The sequence below is a fragment of the Zhongshania aliphaticivorans genome, assembly GCF_001586255.1.
GTDB classification, from domain to species: Bacteria; Pseudomonadota; Gammaproteobacteria; order Pseudomonadales; family Spongiibacteraceae; genus Spongiibacter; species Spongiibacter aliphaticivorans.
In genome coordinates, this window is the sequence record NZ_CP014544.1 from 4,061,757 (window position 1) to 4,080,839 (window position 19,083).

Consider the following 19,083-nt stretch of genomic DNA (forward strand, 5'->3'; position numbering starts at 1 on the left):
ATCCCCTGATCATTAAAGTTATACCTCCCATTAAAACTGAGCAGTTTCAACGAGGGGGTCATTCTCACTTGCGCAATACTAGTCCATAGTAGTGCAAATTATCATTAAAATTGCGTGCACAATTAACGAATACGCAAACCCGCATGCTAAACCGGCAAAGCACCGTCGTAAAGCACTGCCATTTAAAGGCGAGCCAAATTTACTTATTTAGGGCGTATCACCCTTAACGAAACCCGCCTATTCAGCGCCCGGCCCGCACTAGTGCTGTTATCTGCTACCGGCATATTAGCGCCAAATGCTTGAATTTCAATACGCTCGGCGGCCACACCCAGACCAACTAGCGCCTTTCCCACTGCCCGCGCCCGCGCCCGGGACAAACGATAGTTAGCGTCAGCATCGCCGCTATCATCGCTGTGGCCTTGAACCGCTAATCGATATTGTGGTGAGGCTAACATCACTGCGCTTACCTCGCTTAGACGGACTTTCGCGTCGGCATTTAGTTCCGTTTCACCGAGCCCAAAACGGATACTTTCCAAGCCAACGCTCTGCCGCGCCGCACAGCCATTACGCAATACTCGCTCACCTGGAGCACTATTGGGGCATTGATCTGCACTGTTTTTGACGCCATCGTTGTCGCTGTCCATACAGCCATTACTATCGACTTCATTCTCTGCTGGGGTATTAGGGCAGCGATCAAGTGAATCTATAATCCCATCGCCATCACTGTCGGCGCAGCCATACATATCAACAACCGCACCTCGCAGCGTTTCGGGACAACGATCATCCTCGTCGGCAATCCCGTCGCCATCGCGATCCCTGATCGAGGGCTCTGTCGTGGGCGCAAAGTGATAGCGCAGCCCCATCTGCCAGCGCCCACCGTCTTGCGGAATAGTAAACCTAGTTTCGGCAGTTTTAAGTTGCGCATCTTCGCCAATCGTATACTGATACGACATATCAAGCTGCCACTGTGGCGTCAAAGCTAGCCCAACACCCGCACCGGTAAATAGCGTCCACTGCTGGTGAGACGCCCCCGCAAGCCGACTCTGTAAACCACCCAGCCCGGCACCCACATAGGGGCGAAACCGTGGGCTCATCAGCGAAAAGTCACGCCAGAGCGACACGCTCAATGCGTGTTGAGCAAGCTCGACATTTATAGGCTCCGCCGCAGAGCCGCCGCGGAGACGGCCGCGCTCAGATAAATATCCGGTTTCTAGCCGCCAGTCATCGGCAAAGCTCAGCCCCGCCGCAATGTGGTAGTTGTCCCCTCCAGATTGATCTAGCGGGTAGCTATTGGTATTGGGCGATGCTGGAAACAACACGGAAGACGAGTCACTAGCACTATTAGCATAAGCCTCGGCCGTGCCGGACGGCCAAGATCCGCCCAGACCCGCTTTTAAATAATAATGGCCATTTGCCTCAGTCGCATCGCAGGCGAAGGGCAAAAAGCTGGCGAAAAGCGCTAGGCCCTGCCAATAGCTATGTTTTTGCACGCTCACATCCCGTCACAACTCAATACCTCGCTGCTGAGCACCGAGTGTATCCCCGGCGGCCACTTTCACCAATAGCGCAGAAAACAGTGCTTTGCGATACCATACACCTCTTGTATCCACTCTTTACCCCAAGGCAGCCTAGCCCATGATCCCTGAACTCCTGTCCCCCGCCGGCAGCCTCCGCAATATGCGCTACGCCTTTGCTTATGGCGCAGATGCTGTCTACGCGGGGCAACCCCGCTATAGCCTGCGGGTGCGCAACAATGAATTTAAAGATCTCGATACGCTGCGCACCGGTATGGAAGAGGCCCACGGCCAGGGCAAAAAATTCTACCTGGCCTCGAATATTTCCCCGCACAACGACAAAATACGCAGTTATTTGCGGGATTTAGAACCGGTAATTGAGATGGGGCCCGACGCCCTGATTATGGCCGACCCCGGCCTCATGATGTTGGTACGCGAAAAATGGCCCGAGCAAGTTATTCACCTGTCCGTGCAAGCCAACGCGGTGAACTGGGCGGCCGTTAAATTCTGGCATCAAAACGGCATTCAACGTGTGATTTTGTCTCGCGAGCTGGCGCTGGACGAAATTGAAGAAATTCGCCAGCGCGTGCCCGAGATGGAAATAGAAGTCTTTGTGCACGGCGCATTGTGTATTGCCTACTCAGGCCGCTGCCTGCTGTCTGGCTATATGAACCACCGCGACCCCAATCAAGGCGCTTGCACCAATGCCTGCCGCTGGAAATATCAAGCTCACGAGGCCAAAGAAGATGAAACCGGCGACATTGTTGCGGTAAATAAACCCGCGCCAGTACAAACCTATGTGCCAGAACCACGGCCCACCATTGTCACTGAGCCAGTCTTACTACAGCAGGCTCAGCGCCCCGGCGAGTTCATGCCTGCCTACGAAGACGAACACGGCACCTATATAATGAACTCCAAAGATCTACGGGCGGTGCAGCACGTCGAGCGCCTAGCCGCGATGGGTGTGCACTCGTTAAAAATTGAAGGCCGCACCAAATCCCATTATTACGTAGCGCGCACCGCCCAAGTCTACCGCCGCGCCATAGATGATGCCGCCCACGGTAAGCCCTTTGACATGCAGTTAATGGATGAGCTCGATACCTTAGCCAATCGCGGGTACACCGAAGGCTTTTATCGCCGCCACCCGCCGAAGGAATACCAGAACTACGAAATGGGGCTCAACAACGCCCAACAGCAGCAGTTTGTTGGTGAAGTCGTCGATGCCCGCGATTCGGTTATCACCGTCGATGTAAAAAACCGCTTTGTAACCGGGGATACCCTGGAGTTAATGCTGCCTGGTGGCAATACTCGCTTCCAGCTGAAAACCCTGAGCGACAAGCATGGCAAGGCGATTAATGCCGCGCCCGGTTCCGGTCACCGAGTGCAAATCCCGCTAGATCAGCCCCTGCCCGAAGCGGCACTAAAATACGGGCTCTTGGTCAAAGACATCAACGCTTAATTTGGCAAGCTACACTGTAGAAAACTGACGATAAATAACAGGACAAAATATGGAACGGCAAAAATTGCGCAATTTGCGGGGACTGGTCAATATCAGTCTGCTAAGCATGGTATTTGGCGCTATTCTCAACTTACTGGGCGATCTGCTCGGCAATAACTACGTGCTCGTCATTGGCTTTTTAGTGGTGCTAATAACCTTCTACTGTTACCGCCGTGCCGATAGTGAAGCGGCGTCCAGCATGGCCTACTATTTGTGGCGTTATCTTCCGACCTTAATTTTTGTTGCCATGCCGATTTTCATCTATTGGATCAGCAGCGATGCCCAGTGGTCGCTTTCAGAGATTGTTCTGCTCACCCAAATCGCCACCAGTTATGTGCTACCGATACTGTGTTTGCTCTATGTTGAGCGGGTGCTAAAGAACGCCCAGCAATAACGCCACCCCCGCCCCTGAACCGCTTGCAACATAGCATTCAGGGGCCTATTCGTCGCCCCGCCGAAACGGCAGCATGGCGCTGGCCTCGCGCAAATACTGGGCAATATGCTGTTTTTCCTCATTGAGAAAGCGCGCCACCGCCTCAGAAAAATCCGCATCGGTTAAGAAGTGATTTGAGTAAGTCAGTATTGGCGTAAATCCCCGCTGAATTTTATGCTCGCCCTGCGCGCCAGGGTCAAAATGGCGTAAGCCTTCGCGCAGGCAATATTCAATACCTTGGTAATAACAGGTTTCAAAGTGCAGAAATTCATACTCTCGCACGCAGCCCCAATAACGACCATAGAGGGTGTGCTGATCGCGGAAGTTCAGTGCCACCGCCACTGGCTCATTGCCGTGACTCGCCACCACCATCACTAAATTTTCAGACATGGTCGCGGCTAGCTGGGCAAAGAATGCCTCTGGTAAATAACCACCGTGACCGCTGCGCTTGGCGTACGTTAATTGGTAACAGTGGAAAAAGAAACGCCACTGCGCGGCGCTGATTTCATCGCCCACTAAAACCTGCAAATCTAAACCCTGCTCCGCCACGACCCGCCGCTCTTTGCGCAAGGTCTTGCGCTTACGGGAGCTAAAACTGGCTAAAAAGCCTTCAAAATCACCGTAATCTCGATCATACCAATGGTACTGAGGACCAACCCGCTGCATAAAACCCTGCTCTTGCCACGCCGTCGACACTTCAGACTTGGTAAACAAGATATGGGCCGACGACGCGCCAAGCGCCTTTACATGTGCAGGTAGCACAGTCGCTACGGCCGCCATCACGGCATCGCGATCGGCCTCGTCACTCACACACAAACGCGGGCCAGTTGCTGGCGTAAAGGGGATTGCCGCTAATAATTTAGGGTAGTAAGAGCGCCCATGGCGCTGATAGGCATCGGCCCAAGACCAGTCGAAAACGTATTCGCCGTAACTATGGGTTTTAATATACATCGGCATCACGCCAATAACGCGGCCCTCACGCCGCGCGACCATGTGATGGGGCTGCCAACCTTTTTCAGCCGTCACCGCGCCGCTGGTTTCCAGCGCAGATAGAAACTCATAGCGGGTAAAGGGATACTCAACGCCCGCTATCGCATTCCAGTTCTCTATGCCGAGATCCGCAATGGCGCTAATAAACTCCAAATCCACCATCAATAAGATCTCAAGCGGCCAACATAAAGTGGAGCGCAATACCGGCAAAAATAACCGCGCCTACCCAGTTATTGTTTAAAAAGGCCTTAAAGCAGTCATCGCGCAGACGGTAGCGAATAAGGCGTTGCTGGTAAATAAACAGGCCACTGGCGGCGATAAGACTGGCGTAATATATGAAGCTCATGCCAAAGCGTACGCCAACCATGAGCATGACAATAATCACACAAACCTGGAGCATGGCAGTGATCGTAATATCGTCATCACCAAACAGTATTGCGGTGGATTTAACGCCAATTTTTAGATCATCCTCGCGGTCTACCATCGCGTAAAAGGTGTCGTAGCACACCGTCCAGATCAGCACCCCAATGTAAATCAACCACAGCGCAGGCGGCAGCGAAGCGGTCTGCGCAGCAAAGGCCATAGGAATACCCCAGGCAAAAGCAGCGCCCAAAGCCAACTGGGGTAAATGGGTATAACGCTTCATAAAGGGGTAGGTGGCCGCTAATAGCACCGCGCCAAAAGACAACAACACCGTCAATTGATTAGTAAACAACACCAGCACAAAAGCCAACAGACACAAGCTGGCAAAAAGGATCAACGCTTCTTTTTCACTGACTAGGCCTTGGGCAAATGGCCGCAGTTTGGTACGGCTGACATGGGCATCTATTTTTCGGTCTGCGTAATCATTAATGACACAGCCCGCCGAGCGCATAAGAAAAGTACCCGAAATAAAAATAAGCAGTAAATGCCAATCTGGCACGCCTTCCGCCGCCAACCACAAGGCCCACAATGTTGGCCAAAGCACCAGATAGGTGCCTATTGGCCGATCCACCCTCATCAAGGCGAGGTAGTGGGGATATTGTTTTTTAAGCTGGGCAATTAACTGCTGCATAATTCACTCGCTCGCACTTTGAATTGAGTATACCAGTACTCATTACCCCAATTTTAGCGACTACCAAGGGCAAAACGCTGGCAGAAAAATCTCGCTGACCATAATAGGGTGTTGGCTCAGTAAAAACCGTGACCGCCGTCCCCACAGCAATTTCTCTGAATCAGGGCTTATACCTAGCGACAAATCCGCTACCGGCAACTGACAAATCTCGTAAGGGTCGCGGGACATCATGGGGTCGGTAAACAATAAATGGCCCAGTGGCCGATTATCGAGATGGCGCAAGCGCGCCAAACGCCCAACGAGGGAGGTCGCAGGCATAACACTGCGGGCGAACACCCACGGCTCATTACGGCAACAGAGCAACACTTCGCGAACCAAGCCCCATTCCCGATCGCCCATATTCAATAGACGACGCTCAGATAGGCGGGGCAACTGCCAGCGCTGCGACAAAACCTCAACGTGGAAATGCCCCTCCGAAACGCGGCGCAAATGGGCAGTTAAAGAGCCGGTATCCAGCAGCCAGCGAGCATCTTTCGCCGGTAAATGAGAGACGGCACGTCGCTTACAGCTCAGCCAGGATGGCTCAGCGGTCTGGATTCGACTTGCTTGAAAAGCGTACAATAGCGGCCTTCCAGAATGATGGATAAGAAAATAGTTGGCTTCGGCCGCAGTAAATGCAGCACTAATTAACTGTATGTGGCGGCAGAATGCGTGATTCATCTGCGACTTGCAAGTTCCAATATCGGCCGAATGGACCATGATATCTAGGGGCTTTTTAATTTAAGCTTGACCAATAGAAGCACTGTATTTAGGGGATGTAAGCAAATGAGTAAATGGGAATGTATTGTCTGCGGTTGGGTCTACGACGAAGCCGTGGGTGACCCGGATTCCGGAATCGCCGCAGGCACACGCTGGGAGGACATTCCCGACGACTGGCTATGCCCGGACTGCGGCGTGGGTAAAGAAGACTTTGAAATGATTGAAAAGTCGGAAGAAAGCGATCTACCCCATCATGAAGAACCCGCCTCTGCCAGCGCCGAAGCAGCTATTGTGGTTATTGGCACCGGTTTGGCTGGCTACGGCCTGGTTCGCGAGATTCGCAAATACGATAAAGACAGCCCCATCATCATGATTAGCGCCGACGACGGCCGCGCCTATTCTAAGCCAATGCTATCGACCGGCTTCACCAAAAATATGGACGCCGACGCCCTCGCCCAGAAAGATGCTGGCGGCATGGGTGAAGACCTTAATGCCAGCGTGTGGACGCTGACCAAGGTCACCGCCATCAACACCGCCAGCCAAACCATTACCATTGGTGACCAAGCTACCCAAGTACATTACAAAAAGCTGGTCTTGGCACTGGGCGCCGATGTTATCCGGCCGCCCATCAAAGGCGATGCCTTAGAATACGTCTACTCGGTTAATGATTTGCTGGACTATCACGACTTCCGCACCGCGGTAGCAAAAAACAACGTGAAGAAAGTCTGCATTATTGGCGGCGGCCTTATCGGCTGCGAATTTACCAACGACTTGCTTAATGGCGGCATTGAAACGGAAACCGTTGACCCACTCGGTTACTGTATTCCTACCCTACTACCCGAAGCCGCCGGAAAAGCCGTGCAAGCAGGCCTCGAAGCCAAGGGCGCAAAATTCCATTTTGGGCCGCTGGTAACTGAAGTAAATAAAGTCGGTAATGCACTGGCAGTGAGCCTCAACAATGGCGAAACCATTAGCTGTGACTTGGTCTTGTCCGCCGTTGGCGTGCGTCCGCAAATCAAGCTCGCCCAAGACGCTGGCATTACGGTAAACCGAGGTATCGCAACCAACCGCCTACTCGAAACCAGTGCGCCCAATGTCTACGCCATGGGTGACTGCGCAGAAGTCGCTGGCCACGTTCTGGTTTATGTTGCCCCACTCATGGCCCAGGCCCGCGCCTTGGCAAAAACCCTCACCGGCGATGCTACCGAGGTCAGCTACCCGGCCATGCCGGTCACCATTAAAACACCGGCTTGCCCCGTCACGGTTAGCCCTGCGCCTCGAGATGCAAAAGGCAGCTGGGAAATCGAACAAGATGGCGTCAATGTAGTAGCGCGCTTTGTCGGCACGAATGGCGAATTACTTGGCTTCGCCTTAACCGGCGAAGGCACTAAGCAGAAAATGGCCCTGCAAAAGCAGTTGCCGGCGATTATGCCCTAGCGAAATGCCTTGTTGGTATGAATGCCATGGCTTAAAACGCCTTGGCATTTTTGATTGAAGCGGCTGCCACTAAGGCAGCCGTTTTTTTTATTTCCATACTGTGCTGTTAGAACCAGGCGGAAATAACGCCCTTAATCTGATCGATACGAAACCGAATTCACACCGTAAGCGCTAAACTCACTATTCATTGCATAAAATACTTCTGGGAGTAATTGAATTAGGAACTGATCCAATTCCACAACTGCCCTTTTGTTGCTATCGGCGAGTGACACTATTTCATCGTTAACCCGCTCATATTGGTCATATAAGGCCAATACTCGTGATTGCATACTTTTATAATCTAACTCAATGTCTTCTAATTTATCTTTGGCCCAATCCCGCTCATCAATACACTCTTCAATTTGCTCATTGAGATCATCGGTAGCCCGTTGTTCTTGAAAATTGCATTTTTCTAAACATCGCCGATCCGGTTCATTGCGATAAGTGCCAAAAATAGGGTCTCTCACCCGCCGTTGACATCGATTTCCACAATCAAAATCAACGCCCTCGGCCCGGCAATTTGAGCTCGCATCATCAATATACGATTCGGCCTTGCTTTTATATTCATCCATTTTTTCAACGAGAGGGTTAATGCGCGGCATAAGACTTTGGCGCTCTTCCAGGAGCGCCTCTAATTTGGCATTCCTGGCATTAAAAGATTTAACTTTCTCGTGAATACGGCCTAACTCTGCGGTATCCAAGTCAGCTACTTGCCTATAAATTTTCGTCAGGCTAGCAATGCCCTCTTCGTAAGCTTGGACTTTGTCAGCGTCGTTCTCGGCGTGGTAAATGGCATTGTCAAAGCGCTCTGTGTATTCTGAGCACGGACTGCTGTTGAATACTTCTTGGAACATTTTATCGCTATAAAACCGCTTACTACACCTCGATCCCACATCATCAAATTGCCCTCGTAGCGTTTCCAGGCCGCCATTACTGGCGCCTCCAGACTCATTACTTGCGCTTGGCAATATCTTCAAGAACATAATTTCTTTTTCTAGTGACGTGAGCTCACTTGCTACGTCATCAAGGGTTTTTGCCACTTGATCATCAGCAACATTAGCAACATAAGTGCGTAGATTTTTGATTTGCTCAGCACTTGGTGCATCGCCCGTTAACTCACCATACTCAGTCCATGCCCGCACAACGCGTTCGCTAGCACGTTCTAACTCCGCTCTTGTGTCACTAATATCAGCATATGCATAGCTTGTGTACGCTGAAACCATAGCAAGACACAGCACACACAAAACAGCGTGCGCCAACTGCTTGGTTGGTAGGAAAAAAATCAACATCGGAATGGGGGCTCTACGTAAAATATTTTGTCTAACGGCTCAGCTTTGACTTTACCCCGCGATGTAAACGAGGTCAATTTAGCACCGTTGGCTAAACTCACCGACATAAAAATGGGGGAGCCACAAAGCTCCCCCATTTTTATGTGTTCACAATTTTATTGAAAACTCACTCGGTATTACGCCGGCCGCAATTCAAAACCCAAACGCGTATTGGCAATCTCCAAGATGTCGCCATGCGCTAATTTACGCGGCTGCAAACCAATCTGTACGCCGTTAATCGTCGGGGTGCGACCATCTTGGCCTTCGATATGCTCCAAGTAGTAATCTTGCTGGCGTCGACTAATTGCCGCCACTTGCAAGCCCGCTTTACCTAATTTGGTCTGGGCTTTGCTCAATACCATTTCCCGACCAGCGGCCCCACCATTCTGCACCCGCAAATACCCTAGCAGGGCTACTGGCGCGGCTTCGGCGCTGCGCATTGCAGGGCGAATGGCAATGGTCTTTTCGACCTCGTCATCTGTTTCTGCAGTGCGCTGGAGGCCGTGATAGGTAAGTGAATGCTTACCAATAGTGATGTAATCGCCACTGCGCAGGGCATGGCGGGTCACCGGATTGCCATTAACCAAGGTGCCATTGGTACTGCCTAAATCAACTAGATAACTGTCATTCTGAAAGGTTTCGACCGCAGCATGACGACCACTCACGGCAAGGTTTTCTATGCAAATATCATTATCGGCCGCCCGGCCAATAGTGACCCGCTCTTTGTCGAGGGGAAAATCCTCAAGCACTCTACCCTGAAAACTGAGAACCAGCTTTGCCATAATTCTAATCCGTTACTGAGCTATTTCCCTAGTCGAACCAGTCAAGCGTTTCGTCTGACGCATCGTCTTGTCCGGCGACCACCTCATCAACACACACAATAATAATAGAAATATTATCTTTACCACCCGCCATATTTGCCAATTTCAGCAGTAACATTGCGGCGGTTTCAGGCTCCTGCCCGTGTTTGCTTAATACCTTACTGATTTCAGTATCATCGAGCATACCGCTCAAGCCATCGGAACACAGCAAATAGAGATCCTGACTGCGAACCAGTTCTTCTAATAAATCTACCTCAAGCTCCTCAAGCAAACCAAGCGCGCGGGTGATGACATTTTTGTTTTTGGCATTACGGGCTTCTTCTTGGGTATACAGCTTGCGAGTCAGCCATTCCTGCACCAGGGTGTGATCGGTAGTGAGCTGATCCAAAAACCCCTCGCGAAACCGGTATAAGCGCGAGTCCCCAACATGGGCGATGGCGACGCGGTTAGCCGTAAATTGCATGGCCACCACCGTGGTGCCCATGCCTTGACGGGCATAATCTTGTTTCGCAGCGTCGAGTATCGCCGCATTAGCAACAATAACCGCATCGCGAAGATGCAAGGTCTGCGGAGAATAAACTGCGTTGTCGGCGCTAGGCGCCGGACAATCACTAAAAGACAGGTGATGCGCAATTTCATCAATGGCAATAGCACTGGCGACCTCGCCCGCGTTGTGGCCGCCCATACCGTCGGCAACCACCATATAGCCTTGGTCTATGGCTAGGCCAATAGCATCTTCATTATGTTCGCGCACTTGACCTATATCAGTAATGCCAAAAGCACGAAAACGTATATTCTCATCCATGAATTTGCGCCAACGCTCTACATTATTAAGAACTGAGTATAGTCACTGCTTTTTAACGCGGTCAATGTCGATTCTGAACACGCGCTGCCAAGGAGCGGTAGGCAGCGCTCTTTATCAACTAAACTAGGGCTGAAGCTGATCTACCGGACAACTGTCAGACGGTATATTTGGATCAACCACACATTCAAAATACGGCACGGTTTCATTGTAGGTGCCGTCGAGCATCTTACGCATATTTTCAAAGGCCACCCGCATTACTGGGTGATAAGCCTGTGCTTCAGAGCCGTGCCCCGCCAAATTTAAATAGGGGTCCAAATCACCTAGACCTAAGGTGCCGGTACCCGTTGTACCCGGATCCTGGAAAGGCGGAATACCCACAATGGTGAAGAACTGCGTAGGAATACCCGCGGTGGTCAGACCCGAGGCCATTACTCGACCCTGATTATGTGGCACTAAGCCATCATTTATCGCGTGCACCACAGTCGCGGCCCGCAAACCAGCCAATTTCATTTCCGCCGCTTGGTAGGCTGGCGAGCGCCGCTCATACGCTAAGGGGCAAATAAGAGGATTGCCGCCGGTCTCCCGCTCAATACCCGCCTGCGCTTGGGCTGCCGTTTCCGATATCGAGGCCGCCGCTGTCGCTTCGGCATACGTCTCAATCAGCTGACTCACGCCCTCTACATCCAGCCAGTAATCGTAGAGTGAGCTGCCATCGGCAGTTACCGCCGTCGATTCCACTATCGCCGTCCCGGAGATTGAGCCACCCATCGACACCCCGAAAATATAAACGGTTTCAATGCTGGGAAACTTCTTCATGGCGTGCAAGGTCGCCGCAATCGTATCGTGGGCACCACGCAGAGTAGGAAAACCCAGATTATCGCGGTAGTCAGTCGTCACAAAGGCAACATTGCCGGGATTATTTTCAAAGGTCCGTGCAAGGCGAATTTCCCTCAGCATATGCGGCAGCCAACTTTTGCGTACCGTGTGGCCGATTCCGTGGGCAAACACCACTAGGCGCGTTGGCGCCTCATCTTTCTTATAAACCAAGAGACCTTCAGGCAATGGCAGATTTGACGCTGTATCCGGCACGCACAGCGGGTTAATATCCATTGGCCCGGCAATATTAAACGCCGCTAAATCCGCCGCGGCGTTAGTTGTAAATGCTTCAGTAACGTAACTCGCCGACGACGAGGAACTCGAGGACGAGCTCGACGACGTTGAACCACCGCAGGCGCCAAGTGTTGCGATAAGACCTAGAATAATAATATGAGGATATTTCATTGATTCACCCATGTGAGAAACCGGTCTGACTCCACAGCCAAGGATTTGTCGCCTAGAGTCAGCGTAACAACGCATTTATTGCTATTTGTGCAGCATGTTTGCCTTGATAACAAAACTTGTCAATCTCGGGTATTGTGGAATACTCGCATATCGGCTGCGAGATACGTCAAAACCCCCTAATAGGAAGAACAATATGGGCTTTTACGAAAATAAAATACTTCCCTTTGTTATCGACAAAGCCTGCTCGATGGCGCCAATTATGGCGCTCCGCGAAAAAATCGTGCCGCTGGCAAGCGGGGTGGTACTGGAGGTCGGCATGGGCAGCGGTATTAACTTAGCGCTGTATCAAGCCGACAATATCGACTTTATTTGGGGACTTGAACCCTCCGAAGGCATGCGTAAAAAGGCCCGCGCAAACCTTAAAAACACCAATCTCAAAGTAAAGTGGCTCAATTTAAACGGCGAAGACATCTCCCTAGACGACAATAGTGTCGACACCGTATTACTCACCTACACCCTGTGCACCATCCCCGACTGGCAGCAGGCCCTGCAGCAAATGCGGCGGGTACTAAAGCCTGGTGGCAAATTACTGTTTTGTGAGCACGGCCTTGCGCCGGACCGCAATATTCAAAACTGGCAAAACCGCATCACTCCGGTATGGAAAAAGCTAGCGGGGGGATGCCACCTCAACCGCCGCATTCCCGAACTCATCACCAGCTGCGGATTTAAAATTGACAGCCTTGAGCAATGCTATGTTGACGACGCGCCACGAATAGCTGGGTATATGTATTACGGGACGGCGGTGAAAAATTAGTTGGAAGTCGGGCGTCTGATGTCGGACAAAAACCAAAAGCAGCCATACGCTCAAATTGGGACGTACGGCCTCGTCAGACCTCCGACTTCCGAGGTCAGACGAAGCCGTGCTAAAGTAAAGCGCTATGTCGCTCAGCCACTAAAATTAAAGAGTAAATAGCACATGCGCAATATTCCCCTGCACTGGCAAATTGGCATCGCAATTCTTCTTGCGGTATTGGCCGGAATACTCGGCGGCGCCGACGGCGGCATAGGCGGACTGTCTTTTATATCGGTATATGAGTTTCTTGGCACCATTTTTCTTAACGCCTTAAAAATGCTCATTGTCCCGCTGGTAATGGCGTCCATTATTAGCGGCATGGCAGGCGTAGGCGGTGATAAATTAGAGAAGCTCGGCGGCAAAACCCTGCTCTTTTACGCTTCTAGCAGCCTCATTGCCATACTCATTGGTTTGGCCGTGGTGAATATTATCGCGCCGGGCAGCGGTGACAACCAAGCCCTTGCCGCCACCATCAGCAGCAGCGACCCAGAATTGAGCGACACCCTAGCCAAGGTCGAAGGACGTGGCATGGCCGATGTTGTGCAAGTGTTTGTGCGCATGGTGCCCACCAATGTCGTGGCGGCCGCCGCAAACGGCCAAATGCTAGGCTTAATCTTTTTTAGCCTGCTCTTTGGCTTTTTTCTGGCGCGCAGTAAATCCGAACACGCCGCCACCCTTATGCATTTCTGGCAAGGGGTGATGGACATCATGACCGAAATCACCATGTGGGTGATGAAATTTGCCCCACTCGGGGTATTCGGTTTAGTGGCCAAGACCGTCGCCGCCACCGGATTTGCGGCGTTCAAACCCATGCTATTGTTTTTCTTTACGGCCTTGTTAGCCTTATTAATTCACGCCTTTGTGGCGTTACCGCTCTTGCTCCGTTACGTGGGCAGAGTTAACCCCAAAGCCCATTTTGCGGCCATGACCCCAGCAATGCTAACCGCCTTCTCTACCGCGTCTAGCTCCGCAACCCTGCCCTTGACTCTCGAGAGCATCCAAGAAAAATCCGGCGTATCGAAACGGGTAAGTGGTTTTGTATTACCCCTTGGCGCCACCGTTAACATGGACGGCACAGCCCTTTACGAGTGTGTTGCCGCCATGTTTATCGCCCAGGTTTACGGGCTTGACCTAAGCTGGGTGCAACAATTTACCGTGGTCATTATTGCCCTGCTCACCTCCATTGGCGTGGCCGGTATACCCGCCGCGAGCTTAGTTGCCATCTCGGTAATTCTCGGAGCAATAGGGCTTCCTCTTGAAGGGATTGGCTTATTATTGGTTACCGACCGCGTTCTCGATATGGTGCGCACCGCGGTGAACGTGTTTAGCGACTCCTGCGCGGCGGTCATTATTGCGCGCAGTGAAGGCGAGACCACTAAAGTAGCAGCACAGGTTTAAGGTCGGAGGTCGGCAGCTTAGATTCCAGCCTCCGCTGTGCTTCAGGATATTTTACCTTTTCGTCCGACCGATCCCGTTCACATTCCCACAAAAATAAGAGATAACGATGAGCTTACGTAAGCCAATTCCCCGCCTTAAAGAAGACAATTATTCCGAGGCCGCCGCCAAACAACGGCGGGAATTTATTGAGGCCGAAACCGGGGCCAGCCTAAAACACACCGGCCACTACTCCATTGATCCAAAGGTAGTTGAGGGCAATGCCGAAAACTTTATTGGCGTGGTGCAAATGCCTCTTGGGGTTGCCGGGCCCTATTTAATTAATGGTGAGCACGCCCAAGGGGTTTTCTATGTGCCCATGGCAACCACCGAAGGCACCCTCATTGCGTCGTACAGTCGCGGCATGCGCGTTATTTCTGAATCTGGTGGCGCCACAGTTACGGTAACGGGCGAATCTATGCAGCGCGCGCCACTGTTTGAATTTGCCAGCGCCCGCGAAGCCCTGCATTTTTCCCAGTGGCTTGAGCAAGAACTTCCTGCCATTCGCGCCCAAGCTGAAAGCACCACCGCCATTGGCAAGCTGCAACATATTCAAAGCTGGGTCATTGCCAATAAATTATTCACCCGCTTTAACTACAGCACCGGTGACGCCGCTGGCCAAAACATGACCGGCAAGGCCACCCACAAAGCCTGCCAATGGATACTCGGTAATTACCCCGGCGTGATTGAAAACTTCTCGCTCTCCTGCGGTATCGAAACTGACAAAAAGCACTCGCACATGAACCTTTTACACAGTCGCGGCAAAAAGGTCGTGGCCGAAGCCACCATCAGCAAAGACGTACTTAAAGACCTCATGCGCGCAGATCCTGAGCGCATGGTACGCCTGCGCCAACGCACGATACTCGGTGCTATTTTGGCGGGTTCAGCCTACAACGGCCCACACTCGGCAAACGGCATTGCCTCCATGTTTATCGCCACCGGCCAAGATGAGGCCAATGTCGTGGAATCCCATACCGGCATCGCCTTTATGGACCTCACTCCGGCGGGGGATTTGTATTACTCAGTGACACTGCCCTCCATCATTTGCGCCAGTTATGGCGGCGGCACCGGCCTACCCACCCAGCGCGAATGCTTAGAAATGATGGACTGCTACGGCCAAGGCAAGGCCCGCAAATTAGCCGAAATTATTGGCGCCACGGTACTCGCTGGCGATCTTTCGCTGGCCGCCGCCATCGTCTCTGACGAGTGGGTATCGAGCCACGATCAACTCGGCCGCAACCGCCCGTAAGCAATGAGCAACACCATGACCACAAGCACAGCCAACACCGGCCCTTTACAGGGTATTCGCATATTAGAATTGGGGCAGCTCATCGCGGGGCCGTTCACTACCGCCATGCTCGCCTATTTTGGTGCCGAGGTAATCAAAATCGAAGCCCCCGGTATTGGCGACCCCATTCGCCGCTGGCGCAGCATGAAGGGCGACACGTCGCTGTGGTGGTATAGCATTGGCCGCAATAAAAAGTCGGTAACCCTTGATTTGCGCCACCCCGAGGGCCAAGCCATTGTTCGCGACCTCGCTAAACAGTGCGATGTACTGGTGGAGAATTTTCGCCCCGGTGTGATGGAAGCCTGGCAGCTCGGCCCCGACGACTTAAAAACCGATAACCCCAATTTGGTTTACACCCGTATTTCCGGTTACGGCCAAACCGGCCCCTATGCCGACAAGCCTGGCTTTGCCTCGGTATGCGAAGGCATCAGTGGCTTTCGTCATTTAAATGGTTTCCCCGGTGAAGCCCCGGTCAGACCCAACCTTAGTCTCGGCGACAGCATCGCCTCGCTGCACGCCATCATCGGCATTTTAATGGCCCTTAACGCGCGCGAGCGCGGCCTCCACAAAGGGCAGGTCGTCGACGTAGCGCTCTATGAAACCATGTTCAATATGCTGGAGTCCGTCGTACCCGAATACGCAGAAGAGGGAATTATTCGGCAAGCCTCTGGCACTACCCTCACCGGCATTGTGCCCACCAATACCTATCGCTGTAGCGACGGCAAATACGTGATTATTGGCGGCAATGGCGACTCTATTTTCAAGCGCCTAATGAATGCCATTGGTCGCGATGATTTTGCCAAGGACCCGGCCATGAGTGACAACGCTGGACGCGTTATTCACCAAGAAAAAATCGACACCGCAATTGCCGATTGGTGTGCCACCCAAACCATCCAATCCACTATCGAGCAATTAGAAGCGGTGCGGGTGCCCGCCGGGCCAATTTACAATGCCCAAGACATGGCCGAAGACCCACACTTCCAAGCCCGAGATTTATTTGAAAAAGTTGAGGTAAACGGCGATACCCTAACTATTCCCGGCATGGTGCCAAAATTAGTCGGTACGCCCGGCAGCACACAATGGCCTGGCCCAAGCTTGGGACAGCATACCGACGAGGTTTTAAGCCAATTATTGGCGTTTAACGAAGAGCGCATAACAGCGCTTAAAGAAGACGCGGTAATTTAAGCGCCGTGCTAACACGGCGCTTAACAACAATCGCGTATGTTTAACTCAGATCAAAGCGATCGGCATTCATCACTTTATTCCAGGCCGCGACAAAGTCATGCACAAAGCGCGCTTGGGAGTCGCTGCAGGCATACACTTCTGCGGTAGAACGCAGCTGGGAGTTAGAGCCAAACACCAAATCCACCCGGCTCGCCGTCCACTTCACGTTTCCGGTATTGCGATCGCGTCCTTCAAACACATCCGGCTCGCCAGTTGGCTTCCAGCTGGTGTTTATATCCAGCAAATTCACAAAGAAGTCATTGCTCAATGTTTCCGCCGCGCTGCTTAAGACGCCGTGCTGACTTTGCCCAACATTGGCGTTTAAGACCCGCATACCACCAACAAGTACGGTCATTTCAGGCGCGCTCAAGTTCAGCAATTGCGCCTTGTCAATTAGCAGTTCTTCCGCACTCACGCTGTACTGCTGTTTTAGGTAATTGCGGAAGCCATCGGCAACCGGCTCCAAGGCGGCAAACGCCTCTACGTCGGTTTGCGCCTGGCTTGCATCTGTACGACCCGGCATAAAATCTACCTCAATCGCGTGGCCCGCACGCTTGGCCGCAAGCTCAATGGCGGCAGCGCCACCCAGTACAATCAAATCTGCCAAAGACACCTTTTTATTGCCGGGCTGGGCGGCGTTAAACACCTTCTGCACAGCTTCTAATTGCGACAATACCTTGGCCAATTGCTTGGGCTGGTTCACCGCCCAGTCCTTTTGTGGCGCTAGGCGAATCCGCGCGCCATTGGCGCCGCCGCGCATATCGGAGCCACGGAACGTTGACGCCGAAGCCCAGGCCGTCGCCACCAACTCTGCCACCGACAAGCCGGTTGCGAGAATGGCCTTTTTGAGGGCGACAATATCGTCGCTATTAATAAGCTCATGATCTACGGCGGGCACCGGATCTTGCCAAATCAGCTCCTCGGTGGGCACTTCCGGCCCGAGGTAACGCGCTACCGGTCCCATGTCGCGGTGGGTTAATTTAAACCACGCCCGTGCAAAAGCATCGGCGAACTCTGCCGGATTAGCGTGGAAACGCTTAGAAATTCTATTGTATTCAGGGTCTTCCCGCAGCGCCAAATCGGCGGTCGACATCATGGGTGCATGGCGCTTGTTTGGGTCGTGGGCATCAGGCACGGTATTTTTGGCGGCGTCACCTTTTGGTGTCCACTGCTGGGCCCCGGCTGGGCTTTTGGTCAGCTCCCATTCGTTGCCAAACAAGGTGTCAAAATAGCTATTATCCCAAGTGATTGGTGTTGCGGTCCACGCGCCTTCTAAACCACTGGTAATGGTGTCGCCCGCTTTGCCGCTACCAAAGCTATTTATCCAACCTAAACCCTGTTCTTCAATATTGGCTGCTTCTGGCTCTGGGCCAACATGGGCGGTATCGCCTGCGCCGTGGGTTTTACCAAAAGTATGCCCGCCCGCAACCAGTGCCACGGTTTCTTCGTCGTCCATGGCCATACGCGCAAACGTCTCGCGAATATCCCGCGCCGAGCCAAGGGGATCAGGTTCGCCATTGGGGCCTTCTGGGTTGACGTAAATCAAACCCATTTGTACGGCGGCTAAAGGGTTATCCAGCTCGCGATCTCCGCTGTAGCGTGTATCGCCCAACCACTCACGCTCTGCACCCCAGCTAATATCTTCCTCTGGCTCCCAAATATCGGCGCGACCGCCGGCAAAACCAAAGGTCTTAAAGCCCATAGACTCCAGCGCGACATTACCCGCCAAAATCATTAAATCGGCCCAAGAAATTTTGCTGCCGTATTTTTGTTTAATCGGCCATAGCAGTCTGCGGGCCTTATCAAGATTGCCATTGTCTGGCCAACTATTAAGGGGCGCAAAGCGCTGCGAGCCGGCACCGGCACCACCGCGACCGTCGCCAATGCGATAGGTACCGGCACTGTGCCACGCCATACGAATAAAAAATGGGCCGTAATGCCCGTAATCCGCAGGCCACCAATCTTGGGAGTCCGTCATTAGCGTGGTGAGGTCATTCTTCAACGCGGCTAAATCAAGCTTGTTAAACTCCTCAGCATAATCAAAATCCCCCCCCATCGGGTTGCTCTTGGTGGAATGCTGATGAAGAATCTTGAGGTTTAATTGATTGGGCCACCAGTCTTGGTTTGCAGTGGTTTGTCCGCCGACCTTCGTCTGTGAACCGTGCATCACTGGGCATTTGCCGCCGCTAAGCTCATTTTTATTCGCGCTCATAACTTTCTCCAATGTAACTGTGTCGATCTAGATTGATAAACCACATTAATTATCTTCGGTACTTACTTGTGCATGACACCACCATAGCAATGACGATTAATAGTTTAAAATCG

The 19,083-nt window shown here is 52.3% G+C and carries 16 protein-coding genes; 7 read left to right on the plus strand and 9 right to left on the minus strand.

Going from position 1 to position 19,083, the window contains the following annotated elements; all coding sequences use genetic code 11:
- Window positions 1–203: 203 nt before the first annotated feature.
- Complete coding sequence (locus tag AZF00_RS18190) at window positions 204–1,490, minus strand: OmpA family protein (protein ID WP_008252937.1); 1,287 nt, start codon at window positions 1,488–1,490, stop codon at window positions 204–206.
- Window positions 1,491–1,635: 145 nt separating this feature from the next.
- Between AZF00_RS18190 and trhP the strand changes: the two genes are divergently transcribed.
- Together trhP and AZF00_RS18200 are read left to right on the plus strand one after the other, a co-directional pair.
- Window positions 1,636–2,973 carry a prephenate-dependent tRNA uridine(34) hydroxylase TrhP gene (trhP, locus tag AZF00_RS18195; protein WP_008252938.1) on the plus strand — a complete coding sequence of 446 codons (1,338 nt, stop codon included), beginning with the start codon at window positions 1,636–1,638 and terminating at the stop codon, window positions 2,971–2,973.
- A gap of 49 nt (window positions 2,974–3,022) precedes the next feature.
- Window positions 3,023–3,406, plus strand: coding sequence for a hypothetical protein (locus AZF00_RS18200; protein ID WP_008252939.1), 384 nt, complete (start codon window positions 3,023–3,025; stop codon window positions 3,404–3,406).
- A 45-nt stretch (window positions 3,407–3,451) separates the two neighbouring features.
- On the opposite strand, the gene AZF00_RS18205 is transcribed toward AZF00_RS18200, so the two are convergent.
- From AZF00_RS18205 to AZF00_RS18215, 3 genes are read right to left on the minus strand one after another with little or no spacing between them, the layout of a single operon-like run.
- Window positions 3,452–4,597, minus strand: coding sequence for a GNAT family N-acetyltransferase (locus tag AZF00_RS18205; protein WP_008252940.1), 1,146 nt, complete (start codon window positions 4,595–4,597; stop codon window positions 3,452–3,454).
- Between the two features lie 10 nt (window positions 4,598–4,607).
- A complete protein-coding gene (gene ubiA, locus AZF00_RS18210) occupies window positions 4,608–5,489 on the minus strand; it encodes a 4-hydroxybenzoate octaprenyltransferase (protein ID WP_008252943.1) in 882 nt (293 codons plus the stop codon).
- A 60-nt stretch (window positions 5,490–5,549) separates the two neighbouring features.
- Window positions 5,550–6,110, minus strand: a complete 561-nt coding sequence (locus AZF00_RS18215) for a chorismate--pyruvate lyase family protein (RefSeq protein WP_040804427.1) — start codon at window positions 6,108–6,110, stop codon at window positions 5,550–5,552.
- 204 nt (window positions 6,111–6,314) lie between these two features.
- Here AZF00_RS18215 and AZF00_RS18220 point away from each other — a divergent pair, with 204 nt between their 5' ends.
- Window positions 6,315–7,685, plus strand: a complete 1,371-nt coding sequence (locus AZF00_RS18220) for an FAD-dependent oxidoreductase (protein WP_008252948.1) — start codon at window positions 6,315–6,317, stop codon at window positions 7,683–7,685.
- Between the two features lie 131 nt (window positions 7,686–7,816).
- On the opposite strand, the gene AZF00_RS18225 is transcribed toward AZF00_RS18220, so the two are convergent.
- The 4 genes from AZF00_RS18225 to AZF00_RS18240 all read right to left on the minus strand — a co-directional run bounded on the left by AZF00_RS18225 (window position 7,817) and on the right by AZF00_RS18240 (window position 11,959).
- Window positions 7,817–9,013: a kinetochore Spc7 family protein gene (locus tag AZF00_RS18225; RefSeq protein ID WP_008252951.1), complete on the minus strand. Its 1,197-nt coding sequence runs from the start codon at window positions 9,011–9,013 to the stop codon at window positions 7,817–7,819.
- A gap of 176 nt (window positions 9,014–9,189) precedes the next feature.
- Complete coding sequence (locus tag AZF00_RS18230) at window positions 9,190–9,834, minus strand: FHA domain-containing protein (RefSeq protein ID WP_008252952.1); 645 nt, start codon at window positions 9,832–9,834, stop codon at window positions 9,190–9,192.
- Window positions 9,835–9,862: 28 nt separating this feature from the next.
- Entirely contained in the window at window positions 9,863–10,678 is an 816-nt protein-coding gene (locus AZF00_RS18235) for a Stp1/IreP family PP2C-type Ser/Thr phosphatase (protein WP_008252953.1), read from the minus strand.
- A 123-nt stretch (window positions 10,679–10,801) separates the two neighbouring features.
- Window positions 10,802–11,959, minus strand: a complete 1,158-nt coding sequence (locus tag AZF00_RS18240; protein WP_143829483.1) for an alpha/beta hydrolase family protein — start codon at window positions 11,957–11,959, stop codon at window positions 10,802–10,804.
- A gap of 193 nt (window positions 11,960–12,152) precedes the next feature.
- On the opposite strand from AZF00_RS18240, the gene AZF00_RS18245 reads away from it, so the two are divergent.
- From AZF00_RS18245 to AZF00_RS18260, 4 genes are all read left to right on the plus strand, one after another.
- The gene (locus AZF00_RS18245; RefSeq protein WP_008252955.1) at window positions 12,153–12,773 is read left to right on the plus strand and encodes a class I SAM-dependent methyltransferase; all 621 of its coding nucleotides are present in this window, start codon (window positions 12,153–12,155) and stop codon (window positions 12,771–12,773) included.
- 162 nt (window positions 12,774–12,935) lie between these two features.
- Window positions 12,936–14,210: a dicarboxylate/amino acid:cation symporter gene (locus AZF00_RS18250; protein WP_008252956.1), complete on the plus strand. Its 1,275-nt coding sequence runs from the start codon at window positions 12,936–12,938 to the stop codon at window positions 14,208–14,210.
- 106 nt (window positions 14,211–14,316) lie between these two features.
- Window positions 14,317–15,495: a hydroxymethylglutaryl-CoA reductase gene (locus AZF00_RS18255; protein ID WP_008252957.1), complete on the plus strand. Its 1,179-nt coding sequence runs from the start codon at window positions 14,317–14,319 to the stop codon at window positions 15,493–15,495.
- 15 nt (window positions 15,496–15,510) lie between these two features.
- Window positions 15,511–16,719, plus strand: a complete 1,209-nt coding sequence (locus AZF00_RS18260) for a CaiB/BaiF CoA transferase family protein (protein WP_008252958.1) — start codon at window positions 15,511–15,513, stop codon at window positions 16,717–16,719.
- Between the two features lie 40 nt (window positions 16,720–16,759).
- On the opposite strand, the gene katG is transcribed toward AZF00_RS18260, so the two are convergent.
- On the minus strand, window positions 16,760–18,970 hold the full coding sequence (katG, locus tag AZF00_RS18265) for a catalase/peroxidase HPI (RefSeq protein ID WP_008252959.1): 2,211 nt from the start codon (window positions 18,968–18,970) through the stop codon (window positions 16,760–16,762).
- Window positions 18,971–19,083 lie beyond the last annotated feature (113 nt).